Raw genomic sequence first — 22,979 nt, forward strand, 5'->3', positions numbered from 1 at the left:
CCGATCCGTTTCACGTGGAACGGGCTCGGGAAGACGTCGGGGTTCCACGTGGAACAGGGGGCGGGACTCACCGTTGCCCACGCGTCATGACCACCACGGTAGTGGCAGCCTCGCCGAGGTCCGCGCCGACAGCCCGTGCGTGGATGTCGCGCATCCCCGCGGCCTCCAGCTCCGGGACCAGCGCCGGGAGTTCCTCGACCGCCCGCGCCCCCACCAGGGCGACGAGCAGCGTGCCGGGGCGCATCAGACCGCGGCACCAGGTCACCAGCCGGGGAAGGGCGGCGACCGCACGTGCGGTGACGACGTCGACCGGCCCCACCGCGCTCCGCACGGAGCGTTCCTCGGCCCGGCCGCGGACGACGCGCCACGGGGCGGTCAGCTCGGCGACGACCTCCTCGAGGAACTCCACGCGCCGGGCCATCGGCTCCACCAGCGTCAGCCGGAGGTCGGGCCGCGCGAGCGCGAGCGGGATCCCGGGCAGCCCGGCGCCGCTGCCGACGTCCACCACCCGGGCGCCCGACGGGACGGCCTCGGCCACGGCCGCGCTGTTGAGCACGTGCCGCTGCCACAGCCGCGGCACCTCCCGCGGGCCGATCAGCCCGCGGGTGACGCCGTCGGTGGCCAGCCGGGCCACGTAGCGCTCGGCGTCGGGGAGCGCCTCCCCGAAGACCTGCCGCGCGACGGGTGGGGCCGGTGGGGCGGCCGGGACGTCGGCGGGCGCGCTCACCGATCCGGCAGGACCACGACTCGGCGGTTGGGCTCCTCGCCCTCCGACTCGCTGCGCACCCCCGCGACGCCGGCGATGACGTCGTGGACGACCTTGCGCTCGAACGGGTTCATCGCGGTCAGGCGCTCGGGCTGCCGGCTCTGCGCCACCCGGCGCGCCGCCTCCGAGGCCAGGGCGGTGAGGTCGGCGCGGCGCTTGGCGCGGAACCCGCTGATGTCGAGCATCAGCCGGCTGCGGACGCCGGTGGACTGGGCGACGGCCAGCCGGGTCAGCTCCTGCAACGCCTCCAGCACCGAGCCGTCCGGGCCGACGAGGTCCTGCAGCTCGCCGCCGACGATCGCGACCGAAGCCCGGTCGCCCTCCACATCGAGGTCGATGTCGCCGTCCACGTCGAGGATGTCGAGCAGCCGCTCCAGGTAGTCCCCCGCGACGTCACCCTCGCGGACCAGCAGGTCGTCGCCGCCGTCCTCGTCGTCGTCGGTCGGCTCCACGACCGCGTCGGCGCTGTCGGCGTCCGGGTCGGGCAGGTCGGGCTGGGCCGGTCCGGCGTCGCCGGGCACGGGGCTGAGGACCGCACCCGACGTGGCCTCGGCGGTCGCGGCCGTGTCGGTGGGGTGCTGCGGGGCGCTCATGGCGTCTCCTCCCGTAGATGGGCGTCCGGGCTTCCCCGGTGGTCGGTGGCCGGCGCGAGCCGGCGGGCGTCCGCGGGGGACACCGTGGGCGCCGTCAGCGGCGCTTGCGCTTGCCCCTGTTCGCCGGACCCGGACTTCCGCCCCGGCCGGCGTTCCCGCGCGGCCGGCTGGTCGAGCCCTTGCCGCCGGGCGCCTGGCCGTTGGAGCCGGCGGCCGAGGAGCCGGTCGCCCCGTCGGCCGGCGCGCCGTCGGACAGCGGGCTGCTCGACGCGGTGGTGTCGCCGGTGGGGTCGACCGGGTCGACCGTGCTCGAGGGCGCCACGGGGCGGCCGGGCCTCGGACGGACCGGCTTGGCGCCGGGCTTCGGCGCGAGCGTCCTCGGGTCGACCGCGGGCTTGTCCGTGGCGGACTTGGCCAGGGCCGCGGGCGAGCCGGGCGGCGGCATCTTCCGCAGGATGAAGAACTGCTGGCCCAGCGTCCACAGGTTGTTCGTGAACCAGTACAGCAGGACGCCGACCGGGAAGAAGAAGCCGGTGACGAAGAGGCTGATCGGCATGCCGTAGAGCAGCAGCTTCTGCACCATGGCCGCCTGCCCCTCGACCGGGCCGGAGCGCTTCATCGTCTGCTTCTGGGTGACGTACGTCGTCGCGCACATGATCACGATCAGGACGAACGCGACGATGCGGATGCTGGTGTAGCTGACGCCGGGCAGGGCCAGGATCGCCTGCTCCTTGGCGCCGGTCATGTTGAACGACGAGGAGATCGGGGCGCCGAACAGCGGCGCGCGGGCCGCCTCGTCGGTGAGCTCGTCGCTCCAGCTGTAGAGGCCCTGCGCGTCCGGTGCCAGCCGGCGCAGCACGTGGAAGAGGGAGAGGAAGACCGGGATCTGCGGCAGGATCGGCAGGCAGCCGGCCAGCGGGTTGACCCCGCGCTCCTTCTGCAGCGCCATCATCGCCTGGCTGAAGCCCTGCTTGTCACTGCCGTACTGCTTGCGCAGCTTCTGGATCTCCGGCTGGATCTCCTGCATCGCCCGCTGCGACTTGATCTGCTTGACGAACAGCGGGAACAGGATCAGCCGGATCGTGACGACCAGGAAGACGATCGACAGCGCCCACGCCAGGCCCGAGAGGCCGCTCCCGGCCTCGGGGTCCCCGAAGACGCTGTTCCACAGCGAGTGCCACCGGGCCATGACCCAGGAGATGGCGGTGTACAGCCAGTCAAGCAACGCCAGCCTCCTGCTGCGCGGCCCGGCGGTGTGCCGGAGGGTGAGCTCGGTCTGATCCCGGTGGTGCGGTACGGGCCGGCGGCACCGGGTCGAACCCGCCGGGGTGCCACGGCGCGCACTTGAGCAACCGCCGGAGGGCCAGCCAGGTGCCGCGGGCGGCGCCGTGCACCTCGATCGCCTCGACGGCGTAGCTGCTGCACGTCGGTGCGAACCGGCAGCGCGGGGGCAGCGCCGGGCTGATCGCCCGCTGGTAGAAGCGCACCGCGCCGAGCAGCATGCGGCCGACGGGGCCGCGTCCGGGTGCGGCGGCGGGGCCGGAGGGTGCCGGGACGCCGGTCACGACGCGCGGGCCCGGGAGCCGAGGACCCGGTCCAGCCCCGCGGCGAGGTCGCGCCGCAGGTCGACCGAGCTGGCCGTCGCCGCCTCCGGACGCGCCCGGACGACGAGGTCGGCCGAGGCGGGCAGCCGGTGCAGTTCGCCGAGGACGACCGCACGCAGTCGCCGGGTCACCCGGTGGCGGACCACGGAGTTGCCCACGGCCTTGCCCACCACGAAGCCGGCCCGTGGACCGCCGACCGTCCCGGCGTCGCCGGGGGCCGGGGTCACGGGCCGTTCGGGGAGGTAGTGGAGCACCATGGTCGGCCGTCCGGCACGCCGACCGGACCGGACGACCGCGGTGAACTCCGGACGCCGGCGCAGGCGTGCCTGCGCGGGCAGCACCTCAGGCGGAGAGCTTCTCGCGACCCTTGCGCCGACGGCCGGCGATGATCGCCCGGCCCGCGCGGGTGCGCATCCGCAGCCGGAAGCCGTGGGTCTTGGACCGGCGGCGGTTGTTCGGCTGGAACGTGCGCTTGCTCACGAGGTACTCCCACTACACGACATCGACGATGCGTACCGGCCGGCGGGCAGGCACGCGCGGAGGGACGGTTGGAGCACGGCGGAACCGGCTCCCCGTCCACAGACTCCCACCAGCATAGCCGAGGAATCCCCAGCGCCGGAGGGCCCGTCCGGACACCGACTCCTCAGGTTCGGCCTCGTCCCTGCACGGGACGGGACGGCGCGCCGGTCGCCGCCGGCGACACACCCCGCCGCGCACCGGTCGGAGCCGCCGGTCTCGTTGCCGGGCTGTGGACGGGGCTGTTAGCGTCGCCGTCGCTCCACACCGGACGTCCGCGTCCGGCGCAGGGGCCGCCCCGCTGGGTCGACCGACCACCGCGCCCGCCGAACGAGCTCTCCATCCCCTCCCTGACCAGCGACGACGTCCCTGCCCGGTCCGCACGAGCGGAAGCCGGACGAGCGCGTCGCCGACCGTGCACAGCCTGTGGACGACGGTGTGGACACCGCGTGTCCGGATGTCCACAGCGGGGAACTGCCGAGGGATCGGGCGCGGCGGTGCGCACTCGCGGTAGTGGCGACGAACACACGGTTTGGGGAGGACACGGTCATGGCCGATGCCACGGTGGACCTGGCGACGGTCTGGGACCAGATCCGCGAGCGGCTGGCGACGAGTCTGTCGCCGCAGCAGAACGCGATGCTCAACCTCACCCGGCCGGTCGGGGTGTTCGAGGACACCGCGGTCCTGTCGGCGCCGAACGAGTTCACCCAGACGGTGCTCGAGTCGCGCATGCGGCGGGTGCTGGCCGAGGCGCTGTCGGAGCAGCTCGGTCGCGACATCCGCGTCGCGGTCCAGGTGGAGGACACCCCGGCAGCGCCCGACGAGGAGCCGCGCCGCGAGGTCCCGACGCGGCGGCCCTGGTCCGCGGTCGAGGCGCAGCGCGCCGAGGAGGACCGCGAGACCCGGGACCGCACCGACGACGGGCGCAGCGCCTTCGGCGTCCGGGCGGACGTGACCCGGCCGCTCACCTGGGAGCGCGACACCGCCGAGCGTCCTGACCCGCTCGAGCAGCCGGTGCCCGACCGCGACGACGAGGACCTGCCGGCCACCGACTGGAGCCCCCCGGCGCGCCGGACCGCCGGCCGCGGCACGCGGGGCGCCGACCGCGACTGGGGCGGCGGGGACGTGGACGAGAACGGCGCCGCCGTCCTCCCCTTCGACCTCGAGCCCGCCGGACGCGACGAGGAGGTGCCGCCCGCCACGGGTCGCGGGCGCCGGGGTGAGGGACGCGGGCCGGGCGGGCGCGGTGGGGACGCCGTCCCCCTGTTCGGTGACCGCCGGGCCGCGACCGGTGCGCAGGACCCGGGGCTCAACCCCAAGTACGTCTTCGACAGTTTCGTCATCGGCAACAGCAACCGGTTCGCCCACGCTGCTGCGGTCGCGGTCGCCGAGGCGCCGGCGCGGGCCTACAACCCGCTGTTCATCTACGGGGACTCCGGGCTGGGCAAGACCCACCTGCTGCACGCGATCGGCCACTACGCGGCGCGCATGTTCCCCAACGTGCGGGTCCGCTACGTGAGCACGGAGGAGTTCACCAACGAGTTCATCAACCTGGTGCACTCCGGCCGGGCCGAGGACTTCCGCCGCCGCTACCGCGACATCGACTTCCTGCTGATCGACGACATCCAGTTCCTGGAACGCGCCGAGCGGACGCAGGAGGAGTTCTTCCACACGTTCAACACGCTGCACAACGCCAGCAAGCAGATCGTGATCACCTCCGACCGGGCGCCGAAGAAGCTGACGACGCTGGAGGACCGGCTGCGCACCCGCTTCGAGTGGGGCCTCATCACCGACGTCCAGGCCCCGGACCTGGAGACCCGCATCGCGATCCTCCGGAAGAAGGCCTACGGCGAGCGGCTCCAGGTGCCCGACCAGGTGCTGGAGTTCATCGCCAGCAAGGTGCAGACCAACATCCGCGAGCTCGAGGGCGCCCTCATCCGGGTGACCGCGTTCGCCAGCCTCAACAAGCAGCAGGTCGACCTCCCGCTGGCCGAGCTGGTGCTCAAGGACCTGATCAGCGACGAGCAGGGTCCGCAGATCACCGCGGCGATCATCATGGCGGCGACCGCGGAGTACTTCTCCGTGACCATGGAGGAGCTGCAGGGCTCCAACCGCAGCCGCACGCTGGTCAACGCCCGTCAGATCGCGATGTACCTGTGCCGGGAGCTCACCGAGCTCTCCCTGCCCCGGATCGGCGCCTCCTTCGGCGGCAAGGACCACACCACGGTCATGCACGCGGTCAAGAAGATCACCAACCTGATGAGCGAGCGCCGGGCCACGTACACGCAGGTCACGGAGCTGACCGCGCGCATCAAGAGCCGCGCCCGCCAGTAGTCCGCCGCCGGCCGCGCCGGCTGTCCGGGCGGCCGGGCGGCCGGGGACGGCCGGTCGCCGCGGGGCGGTCCGGGGGACCGGGATGTCGTCGACGACGGACACGGAGTCGACTTCTCCACACCTGTGGGCAACCGTGTGCATGGCGTCAGGCCGCGGCCGGTGCGGAGAAGGCGTCATCACCGGTCCGACGTCGGTCGACTCGTCGACGAGTTGTCCCCAGGGATGTGCACAGTCTGGGGGTATCTCGTACCGACGACCTCACGCGTCGTGACGCCGGGCCGTGGGCGCGTCGCCGTCCGCCCGCCGCTCTCCCGTCGTCCGCTCGTTGCTGACCTGCTGCTATGCACCGGGGCCCGCTCCGCTGGGGTCGCCGTCCCCTCGCGAGGTCGCCGCCCGTGCACAGGACCTGGGGATGCGTACTGGGGGAACCAGGGGACAGGACGTGGAGAGACGACGGTCGGTGTGCACGGACGTCGAGATGTCCACGTGTCGACAACAGGGACGCCTGCTGCACCCACAGTCGGCCAACATGTCGACTCCGGCCCTGACCTGCGCAGAGGGCCTCGATCCCCAGCTTCCACACCAGTGATGACGAGGATGAGGGAGTTCTCTCGATGAGTTCTCGAACCACATTCAGGGTGGGGAAGCAGGGTCTGCAGGGGCGGGAGCACACCTGATCGGGGAAGCAGTTACCCGCATGTCGGCCGCAGCAGGCACGATGAGCACCGCAGTAGGAGGAGCACGCACAGAGCTGGGGTGGATCGGGTCATGAAGTTCCGGGTGGCACGTGAGGTGCTCGCCGATGCCGTCGCATGGACGGCGCGCAGCCTGCCGCCCCGGCCGTCGGTGCCGGTGCTGGCCGGCATCATGCTCGAGGTCGACGGCAGCCAGCTGTCGGTGAGCGGCTTCGACTACGAGGTCTCCGCCCGGGCCGAGGTCGACGTGCAGGCCACCGAGAGCGGCCGCACCCTCGTGCCCGGCCGGCTGCTCGCCGAGATCACCCGGGCGCTGCCGCCCCACCCGGTCGACATCACCGCCGAGGGGCCGCGGCTGTCGATCGCCTGCGGCAACGCGCGGTTCAGCCTGCCGACGCTGCCGGTGGAGGACTACCCCTCCCTGCCGTCGATGCCGTCGTCGGCCGGGGTGGTCGACAGCGACGTCTTCGCCGAGGCGGTGGGCCAGGTCGCCGTCGCCGCCGGTCGTGACGACACCCTGCCGATGCTCACCGGCGTCCGGCTGGAGATCGAGGACGACCTGGTCACCCTCGCGGCCACCGACCGCTACCGGCTGGCGGTGCGGGAGTTCGCCTGGCGGCCGGAGACCCCGGGGTTGTCGGCGGCGGTGCTCGTCCCGGCCCGCACCCTGGCCGACGCGGCCAAGACCCTCACCAGCGGCCCGGAGATCACCATCTCCCTGTCCTCGGGCAGCTCCGGGGAGGGCATCCTCGGCCTGTCGGGCAAGGACCGTCAGACCACCACCCGGCTGCTCGATGCCGAGTTCGTCAAGTACCGCGCGATCATGCCGAACGAGTCGCACGCCAACGCGGTGCTCCCGGTGGGCCTGTTCACCGACGCGGCCAAGCGCGTGGCCCTCGTCGCCGACCGTGGCACCCCCCTGCGCTGCGAGTTCACCCCCGGGCAGGTCACCCTGCGGGCCGGCGGCAGCGACGACGAGGGGCAGGCCGAGGAGCGCTGCGACGTGGAGTTCGACGGCGAGCCGCTGACGATCGGCTTCAACCCGACGTTCCTGCTCGACGGCCTGGCCGCGGTGCACACGCCCCGCGCGCGGATGGACTTCACCAGTCCGCTGAAGCCCGCCGTCCTGTCCGGGGTGGAGGAGCCGGCGACCGACGACGGTGCGGCCGCCACGCCGGCCGAGCGGCCCGGCAGCTACCGCTACCTCATCATGCCGGTGCGCCTGCCCGGGTGAAGGATCATCCGCGTGCCCCGGCCCGTGCCGGGGCCGGCCCTCCTGCAGGGGGGCCGACCCCGTCCTCCCCACCTCTCGCAGGCTCGGGGCGGGCCTCGGCACGGGGCCGGTGACGGCAGGACACCCCTTGAACCGCGACGAGAGGACGGAAGCCGTGCAGCTGGGGCTGATCGGGCTGGGCAAGATGGGCGGCAACATGGCCGAGCGGCTGCGCCGTGCCGGCCACGAGGTCGTCGGCTTCGACCACCACCCGGACAAGCGGGACGTCGACAGCCTGCCCGCGCTGGTCGAGGTGCTCTCGGCCCCGCGCGTGGTGTGGGTGATGGTCCCGGCGGGTGAGCCGACCCGGGCGACGGTCAAGGAGCTGGCCGAGTTGCTCAGCCCCGGCGACGTGATCGTCGACGGCGGCAACTCCAAGTACACCGACGACCAGATCCACGACGTGCTGTGCCGCGAGAAGGGCATCGGCTACATCGACGTGGGGGTCTCCGGGGGCGTGTGGGGCCTGGAGAACGGCTACGCGCTGATGGTCGGGGGCACCAAGGACGACGTCGCCAAGGTGCAACCGGTGTTCGACGCGCTCAAGCCGCCGTCGCCGGTCGACGAGTCCGGTCAGGAGCTGCCGGGTGCCGGCTTCGTGCACGCCGGGCCGGTGGGCGCCGGGCACTTCTCGAAGATGGTCCACAACGGCATCGAGTACGCGATGATGCAGGCCTACGGCGAGGGCTACGAGCTGCTGGCCGCCGTCGACCTGATCGAGGACGTCCCCGGGGTGGTCAAGTCCTGGACGCAGGGCACCGTCATCCGCTCCTGGCTGCTGGACCTGCTGGTCCGCGCGCTGGAGGAGGACCCGCAGCTCGACCGCATCCGGGGGTACGCGGAGGACTCCGGCGAGGGCCGCTGGACCGTGGAGCAGGCCATCGAGAACGCCGTCCCCATGCCGACGATCGCCGCCTCGCTGTTCGCCCGGTTCTCGTCGCGCCAGGAGGACTCGCCGACGATGAAGGCCGTCGCCGCGCTGCGCCAGCAGTTCGGCGGGCACGCGGTGCACGCGGTCCAGCAGCAGGAGGCCGAGCGCCCGGCGTGAGCACGCTCCACCCGGCCTGCCCGAGGGGCAGGAGAGGCCGTCCCTGCCCCTCGGGGGCCTGACAGGTGTACCTGCGACACCTGCAGCTCGGCTCGTTCCGCAACTGGGAGCGGGTGGACGTTGCCCTGCGCCCCGGGCCGACCGTCTTCGTCGGCCGCAACGGCGAGGGGAAGACCAACCTCGTCGAGGCGGTCGGCTACCTGGCCACGATGAGCAGCCACCGGGTGGCCAGCGACGCCCCGCTGGTCCGCCAGGGGGCGGCCCAGGCGGTGGTGCGCGCGGCACTGCGGCGCGAGGACCGCGAGCTCCTGGTGGAGATCGAGATCAACCCGGGCCGGGCCAACCGGGTGCGGGTCAACCGTGCCCCGCTGCCGCGGCCGCGGGAGCTGCTCGGGCTGGTGAAGTCGGTGCTGTTCGCGCCGGAGGACCTCGTGCTGGTCCGGGGCGACCCCGCCGAGCGGCGACGGTTCCTCGACGACCTGCTGGTCAGCCGGACGCCACGGCTGGCGGGGGTGCGCAGCGACTACGACCGGGTGCTCAAGCAGCGCAACGCCCTGCTCAAGACCGCCCGGCTGGCCCGCGGCAACGCCCTGGCCACCCTCGATGTGTGGGACGGGCACCTGATCGACCTCGGCGGGCAGCTGCTGGCCGCCCGTCTGCGGTTGGTCGCCGCCCTCGGCCCGCACGTCGCCCGCGCCTACGCCGGGGTGGCGGGGGCCGACGCCGCCGTGGCGGCGCTGGGCTACGCGAGCACCGTGCCGCTGGCCGGCGACGGCACGCCGCTGGCCGAGGGGGCGCGCCTGCCCGACGCCGCGGAGCTGAGCACCGCGCTTCGCGAACGTGTCGCCGAGCGCCGCGGTGAGGAGGTGGACCGGGGGATGACGCTGGTGGGGCCGCACCGCGACGACCTGGTCATCTCGCTGGGGACGCTGCCGGCCAAGGGGTTCGCCAGCCACGGGGAGTCCTGGTCGCTGGCGCTCGCCCTCAAGCTCGGCTGCTTCGCGCTGCTGCGGGCCGACGGGGAGGAACCGGTGCTCGTCCTCGACGACGTCTTCGCCACCCTGGACGCCGACCGGCGCGCGGCCCTGGCCACGGTGGCCCGCTCCGCGGAGCAGACGCTCATCACCGCCGCGGTCCTCGACGACGTCCCGGCCGAGCTGCGCAGCACCGTCGTCCAGGTCGCCGGCGGGCAGGCGGTTCCGCTGACCCCGGCGGCAGCCGAGGATGGGGCCGTGGACCCCGCGGTGCTGGAGGAGGAGGTCCGGTGAGTGCCGAGTCGTCCGGGCAGCCGCCGGCCCGGCCCAGCGACATCGCCCGCGCGGCGCTGGAGGCCGCGCGCGCGGCGTCGGCCGCCCGGCCGCGCCCGACCCGGCGGCGGATCGCCGGTCCCCGCCGCACCTGGACCGGCCCGCGCCCCGGGGACGACGATCCCCAGCCGCTGGGCAGGCTGGTCGACTCCCTGGTCACGGCTCAGGACTGGAGCGCCCACACCAAGGTCGGCGCCGTGTTCGGCCGCTGGTCGGCGCTGGTCGGCCCGGACATCGCCGCCCACTGCACCCCGCAGACCCTCACCGAGGGCGAGCTGCTGGTCGTCGCGGAGTCCACCGCGTGGGCCACGCAGCTGCGGCTGCTGGCCCCCACGATCCTCGGGCGGCTGCGCGCCCAGGTGGGCGGGGACGTCGTGACCCGCCTGCGCGTTGTCGGACCGACGGCCCCCAGCTGGAAGAAGGGCCCGCGGTCGGTCCGCGGGCGGGGGCCCCGGGACACGTACGGATAGGAGCCGGTCCGCGCCGGACCGCTCCGGGAGGACGATGCAGCGATGACCAGCCCCCGCGACCGCGACGGCTTCGACGACCGGCCCGACGACGGCAGCAGCTGGCGGGAGCCCTCCCACCTGGGCGAGGGCGACGCCCCGCAGTCCCCCGCCTCCGGGCGGCCGGCCGACGGTCCCGCGCAGTCGCCGGACGCCGGCGGCGCCCCCTGGCAGCCGCCGGGCTGGGACCTGCCGGCCGCCGAGCCGGCCCGGCCGACGCCGCCGCGCGCCGAGCCCGGCGCCTCGGCCCCCGCCGAGCCCGGTCCCCCGCCCCCGGCACAGCCGTGGGACGACCGGACGTCGTCCGGCGACCCCTGGGGCCAGTCGCCGCCGGCGGACCAGCCGGTGCGCGGTGGGCTGTTCGGCGGGCGGCGACCGCGCCGGCCCGGCGAGGTGGAGCGGGTCTTCGCCTACCAGGGCGATCTCGTCGGCGCGCAGGCCTGGGCGGTCCAGCACGGGTGGGAGATCTCCGACGGCACCGGCCCGGAGGACGCCGCCCTCGCCGAGCTGGTCGCCTCCGCGCCGGTCCGGGCGACCAGGGACCACCGGCCGGCCGGGGTGATGCGCGGCCGCTACGGCTCCACCGAGCTGGTCGCCTTCGACGTCCTCTACGCCTCCGGGCGCTACGCGGTGCCCGAGTACGCGATCACCGCCGCCCCGGTGCTGGTCCCCGTGCCGACGCTGCGCCTGTCGCCGGCCCGGTTCTGGAAGCACCGCACGGGCGGGCTGGTCCAGGTGCCCAGCGGGGACCCGGAGTTCGACGCGCGCTGGGTGCTGCTGTCGTCGGAGGACGGTCCGGTGCCGCGGCGGCTGGTCGAGGACGCGACCGTGCGCGGGCTGCTGCTCGGCACCGACGACGGCGACGAGTTCTGGACGTCGGCCGGTCAGGCGGGCAGCCTGGCGGGCGGCTTCGTCGCCGCGATCCGCCCCGACGGCCACCGCCCCGAGCTCATCGAGCACCACGCCCGGTTGCTGACCGCGATCGTCGGCGCCCTCGCCGGCGTCTCGTGACCGACCCGGCCGCCGCCCCGGCCGATCCGGCCGCCGCCCCGGCCGATCCGGCCACCGCCCCGGCCGATCCGGCCACGGCCCACTCCACCGCCGCCCCGGCGGCCGGACTGCGCGAGCTGCTCCCGCTGCTGCGCCCGCACCGTGGGCCGCTGCTGGGTGCCGCGGCGCTGTCGCTCGTCGCGGCCGCGGGCGCGCTGGCCCAGCCGGCGCTGGTGGCCCGCGTGATCGAGGCGGTCGGGGCCGGCCGGGCGCTGCTGCCCGCGGTGGTGGCACTGGTCGTCGTCCTGGTCGCGGCCTCGGCGCTGTCGGCGTTCCAGCAGTACCTGCTCCAGCGCACCGCGGAGGCGGTGGTGCTCACCACCCGTCGGACGGTGGCCGACCGGCTGCTGCGGCTGCCGATCGCCGAGTACGACCGGCGGCGCACCGGTGACCTCATGTCGCGGGTGGGTGCGGACACCACGCTGCTGCGGGCCACGGTCACCTCCGGTGTCGTCGACATCGTCGGCTCGGTGGTCGTGGGGGTCGGCGCGCTGGTGGCGATGGCGCTGGTGGACGGCTGGCTGCTGCTGGTCACCGTGGTCGCGGTCGCCGTCGGCGTCGCCGTCGTCGCCTCGGTGGCCCGGGGCGTGCGCAGGCTCTCGCGGCAGGCGCAGGAGGAGGTCGGCGCGATGAGTGCCGCCGTGGAGCGGGCGTTGTCGGCGGTGCGGACGATCCGTGCCAGCGGGGCGACGGCCCGCGAGGTGGACGTCTTCGGCGCGAGCGCGGGCCGGGCGTACGCGGCCGGCGTCCGGGTGGCCCGGCTGGAGGCGCTGGTGTCCCCGGCCGGCTCGATCGCCGTCCAGGGCGCGTTCCTCGCCGTCCTCGGGCTCGGCGGGTACCGGGTGGCCGCCGGCACGATCGCCGTCGCCGACCTGGTCGCCTTCATCCTGTACCTGTTCCTGCTGGTCATGCCGCTGGGCCAGGCGATCGGCGCGTGGACCCAGCTGCAGACCGGCCTGGGTGCGCTGGCCCGGATCCAGGAGGTGCTCGGGCTCGCGCCGGAGGAGGACGCCCGGCCCGAGCGGGGGAGCACGGTCGTCGCCGTGCCCCCGGTGCCGCCGTCCCGTGAGGTCCCGCTGCTCGAGCTGGCCGACGTCACCTTCGCCTACCCGGACGGTACCGAGGTGCTGCGCGGGGTGTCGCTGGCGGTGCCGGCCGGCGGCCGGGTGGCGCTCGTGGGGCCGTCGGGTGCGGGCAAGTCGACGGTGCTCGCGCTGGTCGAGGGCTTCTACCCGCTGACCGGCGGGGCGATCCGGTGGGCGGGCACCGACGTGCGTGACCTGCCGCGCGCCGGGCTGCGGGCGCGGCTGGGCTACGTGGAGCAGGAGGCCCCGGTGCTCGCGGGCTCGGTGCGCGACAACCTCCTGCTCGCCGCCCCGGACGCCAGCGACCCCGAGCTGTGGGCGGTGCTGGCCGACGTCGGGCTGACCGAGGTGGTGCAGCGCTCACCGCGCGGGCTGGACGTCCCGGTGGGGGACGAGGGCGTGCTGCTCTCGGGCGGGGAGCGGCAGCGGCTGGCGATCGCGCGCTCCCTGCTGGCCCGCCCGGCGCTGCTGCTGCTCGACGAGCCGACCGCGAGCCTCGACGCGCGCAACGAGCAGCTGCTCCGGCAGACCCTCGCCGCCGCTGCCGAGGACCGCGCGTTGCTGGTGGTGGCGCACCGGTTGTCGACGGTCCTCGACAGTGACCAGATCGTCGTGCTCGACGCCGGCCGGGTCGTCGCCCGCGGCACCCACGCGGAGCTCGTCGAGTCCAGCCCCCTCTACAGGGAGCTCGCCGCCGCCCAGCTGCTGGTGTGACGTCCCCCGCCCGAGGCCGGGCGCCCCGCGGGGCGGTGCGAGGAGTGGGGCCCCGGGCTCCCGCGGTCGAGTGCCCGGTGGGGCTCAGCGTCGGGCGGGGACGGCACCTGGGCGCGGTGTCGGCCGGGAGGCCGACGGTGTCATCGCCTCGGCGGCGCGGCAGATGTTGCGGAGCATGCCGCCGAACACGAAGCCGTGGAACGGGACGAGCACCCACCAGTACACGTGGCCGAACAGCCCGTGCGGTCGGAAGGTGGCCTTCTGCCGCAGCCGGGTGCGGCCGCCGTCCTGTTCCACGTGGAACTCCAGCCAGGCCAACCCCGGCACCCGCATCTCCGCGCGCAGCCGCAGCAGCCGGCCGGGCGCGAGCTCCTCGACCCGCCAGAAGTCCAGGGCGTCGCCGACGTAGAGCTGCGACGGTGACCGCCGTCCCCGGCGCAGGCCGACGCCGCCGACCGCCCGGTCCAGCCAGCCGCGGACCTCCCAGGCGAGGCGGAAGGAGTACCAGCCGTTGTCCCCGCCGATCCCCTCGACCACCCGCCACAACGCGGCCGGCTCGGCGCCGGTCTCCCGGGTGCGCTCGTCGACGTAGAGGGTGCCCCCGGCCCAGTCGGGGTCGGTCGGCAGCGGGTCCGACGGGGCCCCGGGCACGGACGCCGACGACCACCGCGTGGCCACCGTGGCCTCCCTGACCCGCTGGATCGCCAGCCGCACCGCCTCGTCGAACCCGAGCAGCCCGCCGGGCGGGTCCGGCACGTACCGCGCGATGTCGTGCTCGCCGCAGACCACGGTGTTGCGCAGCGACTCGACCAGCGGCCGCGCGATGCCGGCCGGCACCGGCGTGACCAGCCCCACCCAGTGACTGGACAGGGACGGCGTGAACAACGGCACCGGGAGGATCCGCCGCCGCGGCAGACCGGCCACGACCGCGAACCGCTGCATCATCTCGGCGTAGTCCATGACGTCCGGCCCGCCGATGTCGAAGCACCGGTGGACGTCGGACGGCAGGGTCGCGCAGCCGACCAGGTAGCGCAGCACGTCGCGGATGGCGATCGGCTGGATGCGGCTGTGCACCCACCGTGGGGTCACCATCACCGGCAGCCGCTCGGTCAGGTACCGCAGCATCTCGAACGACGCCGAGCCCGACCCGAGCACCACCGCGGCCCGCAGGACGACGGTCGGGACGCCGGACCCGAGCAGGATCCGGGCCACCTCCGCGCGGGACCGCAGGTGCGGGGAGAGCTCCTCGTCGGCCGGCTCGAGCCCACCGAGGTAGACCAGCCGCCCCACCCGCGCCTCGCGGACGGCGCCCGCCACCACCCGCGCCGTCCGCCGGTCGGTCTCCTCGAACTCCCGCCCGGTGCCCAGGGCGTGGACGAGGTAGTAGACGACGTCCACCCCGGCGCAGGCGGCCGCGACCGCCTCGGCGTCCCCGGCGTCGGCGCGGGCCACCTCCACGCTCCCGGCCCACGGGTGGTCGCGCAGCCGCTCCGGCGAGCGGGTCATCACCCGCACGCGGTGCCCGGCGGCGAGCAGCTCGGGCACCAGCCGCCCGCCGATGTAGCCGGTGGCCCCGGTGACGAGGCAGGTCCTGGCGGCGGGGGTCTCGGCCATGCCCCGAGTGTCGGCCGTCCGGCGGGGCCGCGCTCGGGTCGCGGTAGGCCCCGCCGGCCGCGACGATCGGCGTGCCGGGCAGTGCAGTCGATCCCGACCCTCCTGCCGGGGGCAGCGGGGTCCTTCTCCAGTCGAGCGGGAGGCCCTCCATGGCCGACACCACCGAGGCCCCGGAACGGACCGAGGACGGTCAGCCCACCCTCAAGCGGGTGATGGGCCCCGGCCTGCTGCTGCTGTTCATCGTCGGCGACATCCTCGGCACCGGGATCTACGCGCTGACCGGCCAGGTCGCGGCCCAGGTGGGCGGGGTCGTGTGGCTGCCGTTCCTCGTCGCGTTCCTCGTCGCGCTGGTCACCGCGTTCAGCTACCTGGAGCTGGTGACGAAGTACCCGCAGGCCGCGGGGGCGGCGCTGTACACGCACAAGGCGTTCGGCATCCACTTCGTCACCTTCCTCGTCGCCTTCGCGGTGATGAGCTCCGGGATCACGTCGGCGTCCACCGCCGCCCGGGCGTTCAGCGCCAACGCGGCCAGCGTCTTCGGGCTGGGCATCGAGGAGGGCATCGGGATCACCCTGATCGGCCTGGGTTTCATGTCGCTGGTCGCACTGGTCAACCACCGCGGCGTCGGCGAGAGCGTCAAGGCCAACGTCGTGCTCACCTGCGTGGAGCTCTCCGGCCTGCTCATCGTCATCGGCGTCGGCCTCTGGGCGCTCGGGTTGGGCGAGGGGGACTTCTCCCGGGTGACCGAGTTCGACACCGGTGACCGGTCGGTCGTCGGCGGGGTGATCGCGGCCACCGGGCTGGCGTTCTTCGCGATGGTGGGCTTCGAGGACTCGGTGAACATGGCCGAGGAGTGCAAGCAGCCGCGGAAGATCTTCCCGAAGGTGCTGCTGCTCGGTCTCTGCCTCACCGGGCTGATCTACGTGCTGGTGTCGATCTCGGCGATCGCCCTGGTGCCGGCCGGCGAGCTCAGCCAGGGCGACACCCCGCTGCTGCAGGTGGTGGAGGCCGGCGCCCCCGGCTTCCCGATCGGCATCTTCGGCGTCATCACCATGTTCGCCGTCGCGAACTCCGCGCTGATCAACATGCTCATGGCCAGCCGGCTGGTCTACGGGATGAGCCGGCAGCACGTGCTGCCGCCACTGCTGGGCAGGGTCCACCCCCGGCGGCGCACCCCCACCACGGCGATCCTCTTCACCACCGCGCTGGCCTTCGGTCTGATCACCTTCGTCGGTGCCGTGCCGGCCCTCGGCGGCACCACGGCGCTGCTCCTGCTGGTCGTCTTCACCGTGGTGAACGTCGCCGTCCTGGTGCTGCGCAAGGACCGCGTCGAGGCCGACCACTTCCGCACTCCCACCGTCCTACCGGTGATCGGGGCCCTGGCCTGCGGTTTCCTGGCCACGCCGTGGGCCGGCCGGCCCGCCGAGCAGTACCGGATCGCCGGGGTGCTGCTGGTCATCGGCGTCGTCCTCTGGGGCGTGACAGTGCTCCTCAACCGCCGGACCGGCCCCGCCGTCCCGCCCCTGGACCCCGACCGGTTCACCAAGGGCGGCCCGGTCAACTGAGCACGGGCCCCCTCCCGCCCGTACGGGTCCGCGTCGCGGTCCCGGGCGGAGGCGCGCCCCGGGCCTGCGGGGGACGAGGGGACGCGGTCCTCCCACGGAGGGGGGCGGGGGGTCCTCCCTCCGGCCGTCAGGCAGCCCGGGACGGCATGTCGACCCGGGGGGCCACCATCGGGGGTGGCGAGCGCACCGGGAACGGCACAGGAACGCGCTCAGGGCGTGGACGGCGGCATTCCTGTCGTCCCACCCGGTATCCTGGGAACGAGAAACCGCCAGCAACCGGCTCAGCGTCGTTCTGCGCCCCTGAAGGTGCGACGCCGTCCCGCGTCCAGCCCCCTCCCGCGAGGTGGGGAGCCGTGCGCCGGTTGCGCGACAGAAGGGCCCCACGTGGTCGCTCGACCCCAGACTGACAACGCGTACTCCGGCAGCTCGATCACGGTCCTCGAGGGCCTCGAGGCCGTCCGCAAGCGCCCCGGCATGTACATCGGCTCGACCGGTGAGCGGGGTCTGCACCACATGGTGTGGGAGGTCGTCGACAACTCCGTCGACGAGGCCCTCGCCGGGCACTGCGACACCGTCCGCGTCACGTTGCTGGCCGACGGCGGCGTCCGGGTGGAGGACAACGGCCGTGGCATCCCGGTCGACATGCACCCGGTGGAGAAGCGGCCCACGGTCGAGGTCGTCATGACCATCCTCCACGCGGGCGGCAAGTTCGACGGCAAGAGCTACGCGGTCTCCGGCGGTCTGCACGGCGTCGGTGTCACGGTCGTCAACGCGCTGTCCACCAAGCTGGACGTGCGCATCTGGCGCGACGGCACCGAGTGGCACCAGTCCTACGACATGGCCAAGCCGGGTCCGCTGGAGAAGATCGGCCCGACGAAGAAGCGCGGCACCCAGATCACCTTCTGGGCCGACGGCGACATCTTCGAGACGACGACCTACTCGTTCGACACCATCAGCCGCCGGCTGCAGGAGATGGCCTTCCTCAACAAGGGCCTGACCATCGTGCTGCGCGACGAGCGGCCCGGTCACGGCAAGGCCGAGACCGGCATGGCCGAGGAGATCACGCTCGCCGAGGCCGCCCCCGAGCCGGGCGCGGAGGCCCAGGCGTTCGAGGCCACCGAGATCACCTACCGCTACGACGGCGGCCTCGAGGACTACGTCAAGCACATCAACAGCAAGAAGTCGCCGATCCACCGCTCGATCATCAGCTTCGGCGCCGAGGGCCTCGGCAAGAACGACATGCGGATGAGCGTCGACGTCGCGATGCAGTGGTCCGACGCCTACTCCGAGTCGGTCTACTCCTTCGCCAACACGATCAACACCCACGAGGGCGGCACCCACGAGGAGGGCTTCCGCACCGCGCTGACCTCGATCGTCAACCGCTACGCCGAGGACAAGAAGCTCTTCAAGGCCAAGGACGAGAAGCTCACGGGTGAGGACATCCGCGAGGGCCTGGCCGCCATCGTCTCGGTGAAGATCGGCGACCCGCAGTTCGAGGGCCAGACGAAGACCAAGCTCGGCAACACCGAGGTCAAGGGCTTCGTCCAGAAGGTCTGCAACGAGCAGATCGCGCACTGGTTCGAGGCCAACCCGACCGAGGCCAAGACGATCATCAACAAGGCCTCGTCCGCGGCCCGGGCCCGGCGTGCGGCGCAGGACGCCCGCAAGCTGGCCCGCAAGAACCTGCTCAGCAACAACTCGCTGCCGGGCAAGCTGGCCGACTGCCGCTCCACCGACCCGCGCGCCTCGGAGATCTACATCGTCGAGGGCGACTCGGCCGGCGGCTCGGCGAAGTCCGGCCGCGACTCGATGTTCCAGGCGATCCTGCCGATCCGCGGCAAGATCATCAACGTCGAGAAGGCGCGCATCGACCGGGTCCTCAAGAACGCCGAGGTCCAGTCGATGATCACCGCCTTCGGAACGGGCATCCACGACGAGTTCGACGTCTCGAAGCTGCGGTACCACAAGATCGTGCTGATGGCCGACGCGGACGTCGACGGCCAGCACATCCGCACCCTGCTGCTGACCCTGCTCTTCCGCTTCATGCGGCCGCTGGTCGAGGCCGGCTACGTCTACCTGGCGCAGCCGCCGCTGTACAAGATCAAGTGGGGCGGGAAGACCGGGGACGAGTACGTCTACAGCGACAAGGAGCGCGACGCCGTCCTCAAGGCCGGTGCCGAGGCCGGCCGCAAGCTGCCCAAGGACGACGCGATCCAGCGCTTCAAGGGCCTCGGCGAGATGAACGCGACCGAGCTGTGGGAGACCACGATGAACCCGGAGACGCGGATCCTGCTGCAGGTCACCCTCGAGGACGCCGCGACCGCCGACGAGCTGTTCAGCGTGCTCATGGGCGAGGACGTCGAGGCCCGCCGCAGCTTCATCACCCGCAACGCCAAGGACGTCCGCTTCCTCGACGTCTGAAGAAGGACCCCCTCGCCCCCCACGCCTCGCTCCGCTCGGCGCGGGCCCCTGCGAGGGGGCCGCGGCCTGCGACACCGAGCACCGAACCGGAGAGACCTGAAACGTGACCGAGACCCCTGCCCGTGACCGCGTCGAGCCGGTCGACCTCCAGCAGGAGATGCAGCGCAGCTACATCGACTACGCGATGTCGGTCATCGTCGGCCGCGCGCTGCCCGAGGTCCGCGACGGCCTCAAGCCCGTGCACCGGCGTGTGCTGTACGCGATGTACGACCAGGGCTTCCGCCCCGACCGCGGCTACGTCAAGTGCGCCCGCGTCGTCGGTGAGGTCATGGGTAACTACCACCCGCACGGCGACTCGGCGATCTACGACGCCCTCGTCCGCCTGGCCCAGCCCTGGGCGATGCGCTACCCGCTCATCGACGGGCAGGGCAACTTCGGTTCCCCGGGCAACGACCCCGCCGCGGCCATGCGCTACACCGAGGCCCGACTGACCCCGCTGGCCATGGAGATGCTGGCCAACATCGACGAGGAGACCGTCGACTTCCAGCCCAACTACGACGGCAAGAACCAGGAGCCGTTGGTCCTGCCGGGGCGCATCCCGAACCTGCTCATCAACGGCTCGGCCGGCATCGCCGTCGGCATGGCCACCAACATGCCGCCGCACAACCTCCGCGAGGTCGCCGAGGCGGTGTTCTGGATGCTCGACCACCCCGAGGCCGAGCCCGAGGAGGCGCTCACCGCCTGCATGCAGCGCATCCCCGGCCCCGACTTCCCGACCGCCGGTCTCATCGTCGGCCGGGAGGGGATCGAGGACGCCTACCGCACCGGCCGCGGCTCGGTGCGCATGCGCGCCGTCGTCACCGTCGAGGAGGACGCCCGGGGCCGGGTGCAGCTGGTCGTCACCGAGCTGCCCTACCAGGTCAACCCCGACAACCTGGCCGAGGCGATCGCCGAGGCGGTCAAGGACGGCCGGCTGCAGGGCATCAGCGAGATCGCCGACGAGTCCTCCGACCGCGTCGGCCGCCGGCTGGTCATCACCCTGCGCCGCGACGCCGTGGCCAAGGTGGTGCTGAACAACCTCTACAAGCACACCCAGCTGCAGACGACGTTCGGCTGCAACATGCTCTCCATCGTCGACGGCGTCCCGCGGACGCTGCGCCTCGACGAGCTCATCCGCCACTACGTGGCCCACCAGGTCGAGGTCATCCAGCGGCGGACCCGCTACCGGCTGCGCAAGGCCGAGGAGCGCGCGCACATCCTGCGCGGGCTGGCCAAGGCCCTCGACCAGCTCGACGCGGTCATCGCACTCATCCGCAACAGCCCGTCGGCCGACGCCGCCCGCGGTGGCCTCATGGACCTCCTCGACATCGACGAGATCCAGGCCACCGCCATCCTCGACATGCAGCTGCGCCGGCTGGCGGCCCTGGAGCGCCAGCGGATCCTCGACGAGCTGGCCGAGCTCGAGGCCCGCATCGCCGACCTGCAGGCGATCCTCGACTCGCCCGAGCGGCAGCGGCAGATCATCAAGGACGAGCTCGCCGAGATCGTGGAGAAGTACGGCGACGACCGGCGCACGAAGTTCGTGGCCAACGACGGTGACGTCTCCATGGAGGACCTCATCGCCGAGGAGGAGGTCGTCGTCACCATCACCCGCACCGGCTACGCCAAGCGGACCAAGAGCGACCTCTACCGGTCGCAGCGGCGCGGCGGCAAGGGCGTCATGGGTGCGGCGCTGAAGCAGGACGACATCGTCGACCACTTCTTCGTGGGGTCCACCCACGACTGGATCCTGTTCTTCACCAACAAGGGCCGGGTGTACCGGGCGAAGGCCTACGAGCTGCCCGAGGCCAACCGCACCGCGCGTGGCGCGCACGTGGCGAACATCCTGGCGTTCCAGCCCGACGAGCGGATCGCCCAGGTCATGCAGATCAAGGACTACTCGGTCGCCCCGTACCTGGTCCTGGCCACCTCGAACGGGCAGGTCAAGAAGACCCGGCTGACCGACTTCGACTCCCCCCGCAGTGGCGGCGTGATCGCCATCAACCTGCGCGACGGTGACGAGCTGGTCGGTGCGGCGCTCATCGACCCCGAGCAGGACCTCCTGCTGGTCACCCGCAAGGCGATGTCGATCCGGTTCAAGGCCGACGACGCCGCGCTGCGGCCGATGGGCCGGGCCACCGAGGGTGTCCGCGGCATCTCGCTGGCCCCCGACGACCAGCTGCTGTCGATGATCGTCGTCGAGGAGGGGGTCGACGTCCTCGTCGCCACCGAGCGTGGCTTCGCCAAGCGGACCGGCATCGAGAACTACCCGAACCAGGGTCGCGGCGGGAAGGGCGTGCTCACCGCCGACCCCAAGGCGCGCAAGGGCTCGCTCGTCGGGGCGCTGGCGGTGCGGCTCGGCGACGAGCTGTACGCGATCACCTCGGGTGGCGGGGTCATCCGGACGCCGGTCAACGGCGTCCGGCACAACAAGGACCGCGCCACCATGGGCGTCAAGCTCATGAACTTGCCGGAAGACGTGTCGATCGTGGCGATCGCGCGGACGACGGACAACGACGAGCCTGCCGCCTAGTCTGGACGTGATGACGGAGGAGGTGCGGCGCCCGGGCACCCGGGTCGAGATGTCGCACCTCCTCCGATCACGCCACCACGGATCTGACCGGCGCCCGGGCGCCCTCGGCCGCGAGCCGGGACTCCTGGGCACGAGGGAGCGGCGAGGGCCGCTGGGGAACGGGAGACTCGCATGAGCGACCGGACGCAGGGTTCGGTGCGCACCGGGTCCCGGCCTGGGGGCGCCACCGCTTCGAAGGGGACGCCGACCGGCCAGCAGCCCGCCACGGACGGCCAGACGCCGGCCGCGGCCGCTGCACCGGCACCCGCCACGGGCACCCAGCGGGTGGCTCCCGTCGACGGCACCGCACCGGTCGCGTCGGCGCCCGTGAGCGCGGCGCCGGTCGCCGGCGAGCCCACGACGACCGCCCCCGCCACGGTCGCCCCCACCACGGCCGCCACCGGTGGCGCGGCCGGCACCGGCGCCGTCGCGACGACGACCGCGCCCACCTCCGCCGCCCCCGCGGCGGCTCCCGCCGCGACCTCGGGGTCGGCTGGCAAGCCCGGCAAGCAGAAGGCCGCCCGCGGCCCCCGCCGGGCCCGGCTGCAGCTGCGGCACATCGACACCTGGTCGGCGCTGAAGATCTCGCTGGTGCTGTCCATCGCGATGTTCTTCATCTGGATGGTCGCCGTCGGGGTGCTCTACGGCGTGCTCTCCGGTCTCGGCGTCTTCGAGACCCTCAACGACCTGTTCGGCCAGCTCGGCACCGCCTCCGGCGCCGACGGCAGCACCGAGGTCATCACCCCGGGCATCGTCTTCGGTGGTGCGGCGGTCATCGGCGCGATCAACATCGTGCTCATGACCGCGCTGTGCACCGTCGCGGCGTTCATCTACAACATGTGCTCCGACCTGGTCGGTGGCCTCGAGGTGACCCTCTCCGAGCGCGACTGAGCGGAGGGGGAGCCGACCCCCCTCCGACCGCCTCGGACCAGCCAGGTACGCTGGTCGAGGTTCACGGGCCTGTAGCTCAGGCGGTTAGAGCGCATCCCTGATAAGGATGAGGCCGGAGGTTCAAGTCCTCCCAGGCCCACCCGTGTCCCGGCGCCCAGCGCGCCACCCGGCCCGTCCTCCGGACGGGTCGGACCGCTCCGCCGGTCGGAGCCGGGGGAACTCCCGTCGAGGAGGTACACCGCGTGCTGAAGAAGCTGGCTCTGGCGGCAGCCGGGGCAGCGGCCCTGGCACTGGTCCGCAAGCGGTCCGCCGGCAGGGCCGAGGCCGACCTGTGGGCCGAGGCGACCCGCGGCCCGCAGGCGGTCAGCACCCCCACGGCACGCTGA

19 protein-coding genes and 1 tRNA gene are annotated in these 22,979 nt (G+C 73.4%); 13 read left to right on the top strand and 7 right to left on the bottom strand.

Annotated features, from left to right (window positions below):
* Positions 1-67: 67 nt before the first annotated feature.
* The 6 genes from rsmG to rpmH form a co-directional block, all read right to left on the bottom strand.
* Complete coding sequence (rsmG, locus tag ACI78V_RS10625) at positions 68-727, bottom strand: 16S rRNA (guanine(527)-N(7))-methyltransferase RsmG (protein WP_456850867.1); 660 nt, start codon at positions 725-727, stop codon at positions 68-70.
* Positions 724-1,359, bottom strand: coding sequence for a Jag family protein (locus ACI78V_RS10630; protein ID WP_456850868.1), 636 nt, complete (start codon positions 1,357-1,359; stop codon positions 724-726). Before ACI78V_RS10630 ends, rsmG begins: the two co-directional genes overlap by 4 nt.
* Positions 1,360-1,453: 94 nt before the next feature.
* Positions 1,454-2,584 carry a membrane protein insertase YidC gene (yidC, locus tag ACI78V_RS10635; protein WP_456850869.1) on the bottom strand — a complete coding sequence of 377 codons (1,131 nt, stop codon included), beginning with the start codon at positions 2,582-2,584 and terminating at the stop codon, positions 1,454-1,456.
* A complete protein-coding gene (gene yidD / locus ACI78V_RS10640) occupies positions 2,577-2,861 on the bottom strand; it encodes a membrane protein insertion efficiency factor YidD (RefSeq protein WP_456850870.1) in 285 nt (94 codons plus the stop codon). Before yidD ends, yidC begins: the two co-directional genes overlap by 8 nt.
* Before the next feature lie 59 nt (positions 2,862-2,920).
* Positions 2,921-3,304, bottom strand: coding sequence for a ribonuclease P protein component (gene rnpA, locus ACI78V_RS10645; protein ID WP_456850871.1), 384 nt, complete (start codon positions 3,302-3,304; stop codon positions 2,921-2,923).
* A gap of 1 nt (position 3,305) precedes the next feature.
* On the bottom strand, positions 3,306-3,443 hold the full coding sequence (rpmH, locus tag ACI78V_RS10650; protein WP_089305879.1) for a 50S ribosomal protein L34: 138 nt from the start codon (positions 3,441-3,443) through the stop codon (positions 3,306-3,308).
* 585 nt (positions 3,444-4,028) lie between these two features.
* Between rpmH and dnaA the strand changes: the two genes are divergently transcribed.
* From dnaA to ACI78V_RS10685, 7 genes are all read left to right on the top strand, one after another.
* Entirely contained in the window at positions 4,029-5,813 is a 1,785-nt protein-coding gene (gene dnaA / locus ACI78V_RS10655; protein ID WP_456850872.1) for a chromosomal replication initiator protein DnaA, read from the top strand.
* A 768-nt stretch (positions 5,814-6,581) separates the two neighbouring features.
* Positions 6,582-7,742 (top strand): DNA polymerase III subunit beta, encoded by a 1,161-nt coding sequence (dnaN, locus tag ACI78V_RS10660; RefSeq protein WP_456850873.1) that lies wholly within the window; start codon positions 6,582-6,584, stop codon positions 7,740-7,742.
* Between the two features lie 154 nt (positions 7,743-7,896).
* Positions 7,897-8,829 (top strand): phosphogluconate dehydrogenase (NAD(+)-dependent, decarboxylating), encoded by a 933-nt coding sequence (gene gnd / locus ACI78V_RS10665; RefSeq protein WP_456850874.1) that lies wholly within the window; start codon positions 7,897-7,899, stop codon positions 8,827-8,829.
* A gap of 65 nt (positions 8,830-8,894) precedes the next feature.
* Complete coding sequence (gene recF / locus ACI78V_RS10670; protein ID WP_456850875.1) at positions 8,895-10,097, top strand: DNA replication/repair protein RecF; 1,203 nt, start codon at positions 8,895-8,897, stop codon at positions 10,095-10,097.
* Positions 10,094-10,606 carry a DUF721 domain-containing protein gene (locus ACI78V_RS10675; protein ID WP_456850876.1) on the top strand — a complete coding sequence of 171 codons (513 nt, stop codon included), beginning with the start codon at positions 10,094-10,096 and terminating at the stop codon, positions 10,604-10,606. The genes recF and ACI78V_RS10675 overlap by 4 nt, the downstream gene beginning before the upstream one ends.
* A 42-nt stretch (positions 10,607-10,648) precedes the next feature.
* Positions 10,649-11,653, top strand: a complete 1,005-nt coding sequence (locus ACI78V_RS10680; protein WP_456850877.1) for a hypothetical protein — start codon at positions 10,649-10,651, stop codon at positions 11,651-11,653.
* Entirely contained in the window at positions 11,650-13,491 is a 1,842-nt protein-coding gene (locus tag ACI78V_RS10685) for an ABC transporter ATP-binding protein (RefSeq protein WP_456850878.1), read from the top strand. The genes ACI78V_RS10680 and ACI78V_RS10685 overlap by 4 nt, the downstream gene beginning before the upstream one ends.
* A gap of 84 nt (positions 13,492-13,575) precedes the next feature.
* Here ACI78V_RS10685 and ACI78V_RS10690 read toward each other — a convergent pair whose 3' ends face one another.
* Positions 13,576-15,105: an SDR family oxidoreductase gene (locus ACI78V_RS10690; RefSeq protein ID WP_456850879.1), complete on the bottom strand. Its 1,530-nt coding sequence runs from the start codon at positions 15,103-15,105 to the stop codon at positions 13,576-13,578.
* Positions 15,106-15,254: 149 nt separating this feature from the next.
* Here ACI78V_RS10690 and ACI78V_RS10695 point away from each other — a divergent pair, with 149 nt between their 5' ends.
* The 6 genes from ACI78V_RS10695 (at position 15,255) to ACI78V_RS10720 (ending at position 22,979) form a co-directional block, all read left to right on the top strand.
* A complete protein-coding gene (locus ACI78V_RS10695) occupies positions 15,255-16,670 on the top strand; it encodes an APC family permease (protein ID WP_456850880.1) in 1,416 nt (471 codons plus the stop codon).
* A 384-nt stretch (positions 16,671-17,054) separates the two neighbouring features.
* The gene (gene gyrB / locus ACI78V_RS10700) at positions 17,055-19,091 is read left to right on the top strand and encodes a DNA topoisomerase (ATP-hydrolyzing) subunit B (protein WP_456850881.1); all 2,037 of its coding nucleotides are present in this window, start codon (positions 17,055-17,057) and stop codon (positions 19,089-19,091) included.
* Between the two features lie 103 nt (positions 19,092-19,194).
* Positions 19,195-21,663, top strand: coding sequence for a DNA gyrase subunit A (gene gyrA / locus ACI78V_RS10705; RefSeq protein ID WP_456850882.1), 2,469 nt, complete (start codon positions 19,195-19,197; stop codon positions 21,661-21,663).
* Positions 21,664-21,834: 171 nt separating this feature from the next.
* Positions 21,835-22,593: a DUF3566 domain-containing protein gene (locus tag ACI78V_RS10710; RefSeq protein WP_456850883.1), complete on the top strand. Its 759-nt coding sequence runs from the start codon at positions 21,835-21,837 to the stop codon at positions 22,591-22,593.
* Between the two features lie 65 nt (positions 22,594-22,658).
* Positions 22,659-22,732, top strand: a tRNA-Ile gene (locus tag ACI78V_RS10715).
* A 103-nt stretch (positions 22,733-22,835) separates the two neighbouring features.
* Positions 22,836-22,979 (top strand): DLW-39 family protein, encoded by a 144-nt coding sequence (locus tag ACI78V_RS10720; RefSeq protein WP_456850884.1) that lies wholly within the window; start codon positions 22,836-22,838, stop codon positions 22,977-22,979.

This window comes from Geodermatophilus sp. SYSU D00742, from assembly GCF_054049935.1.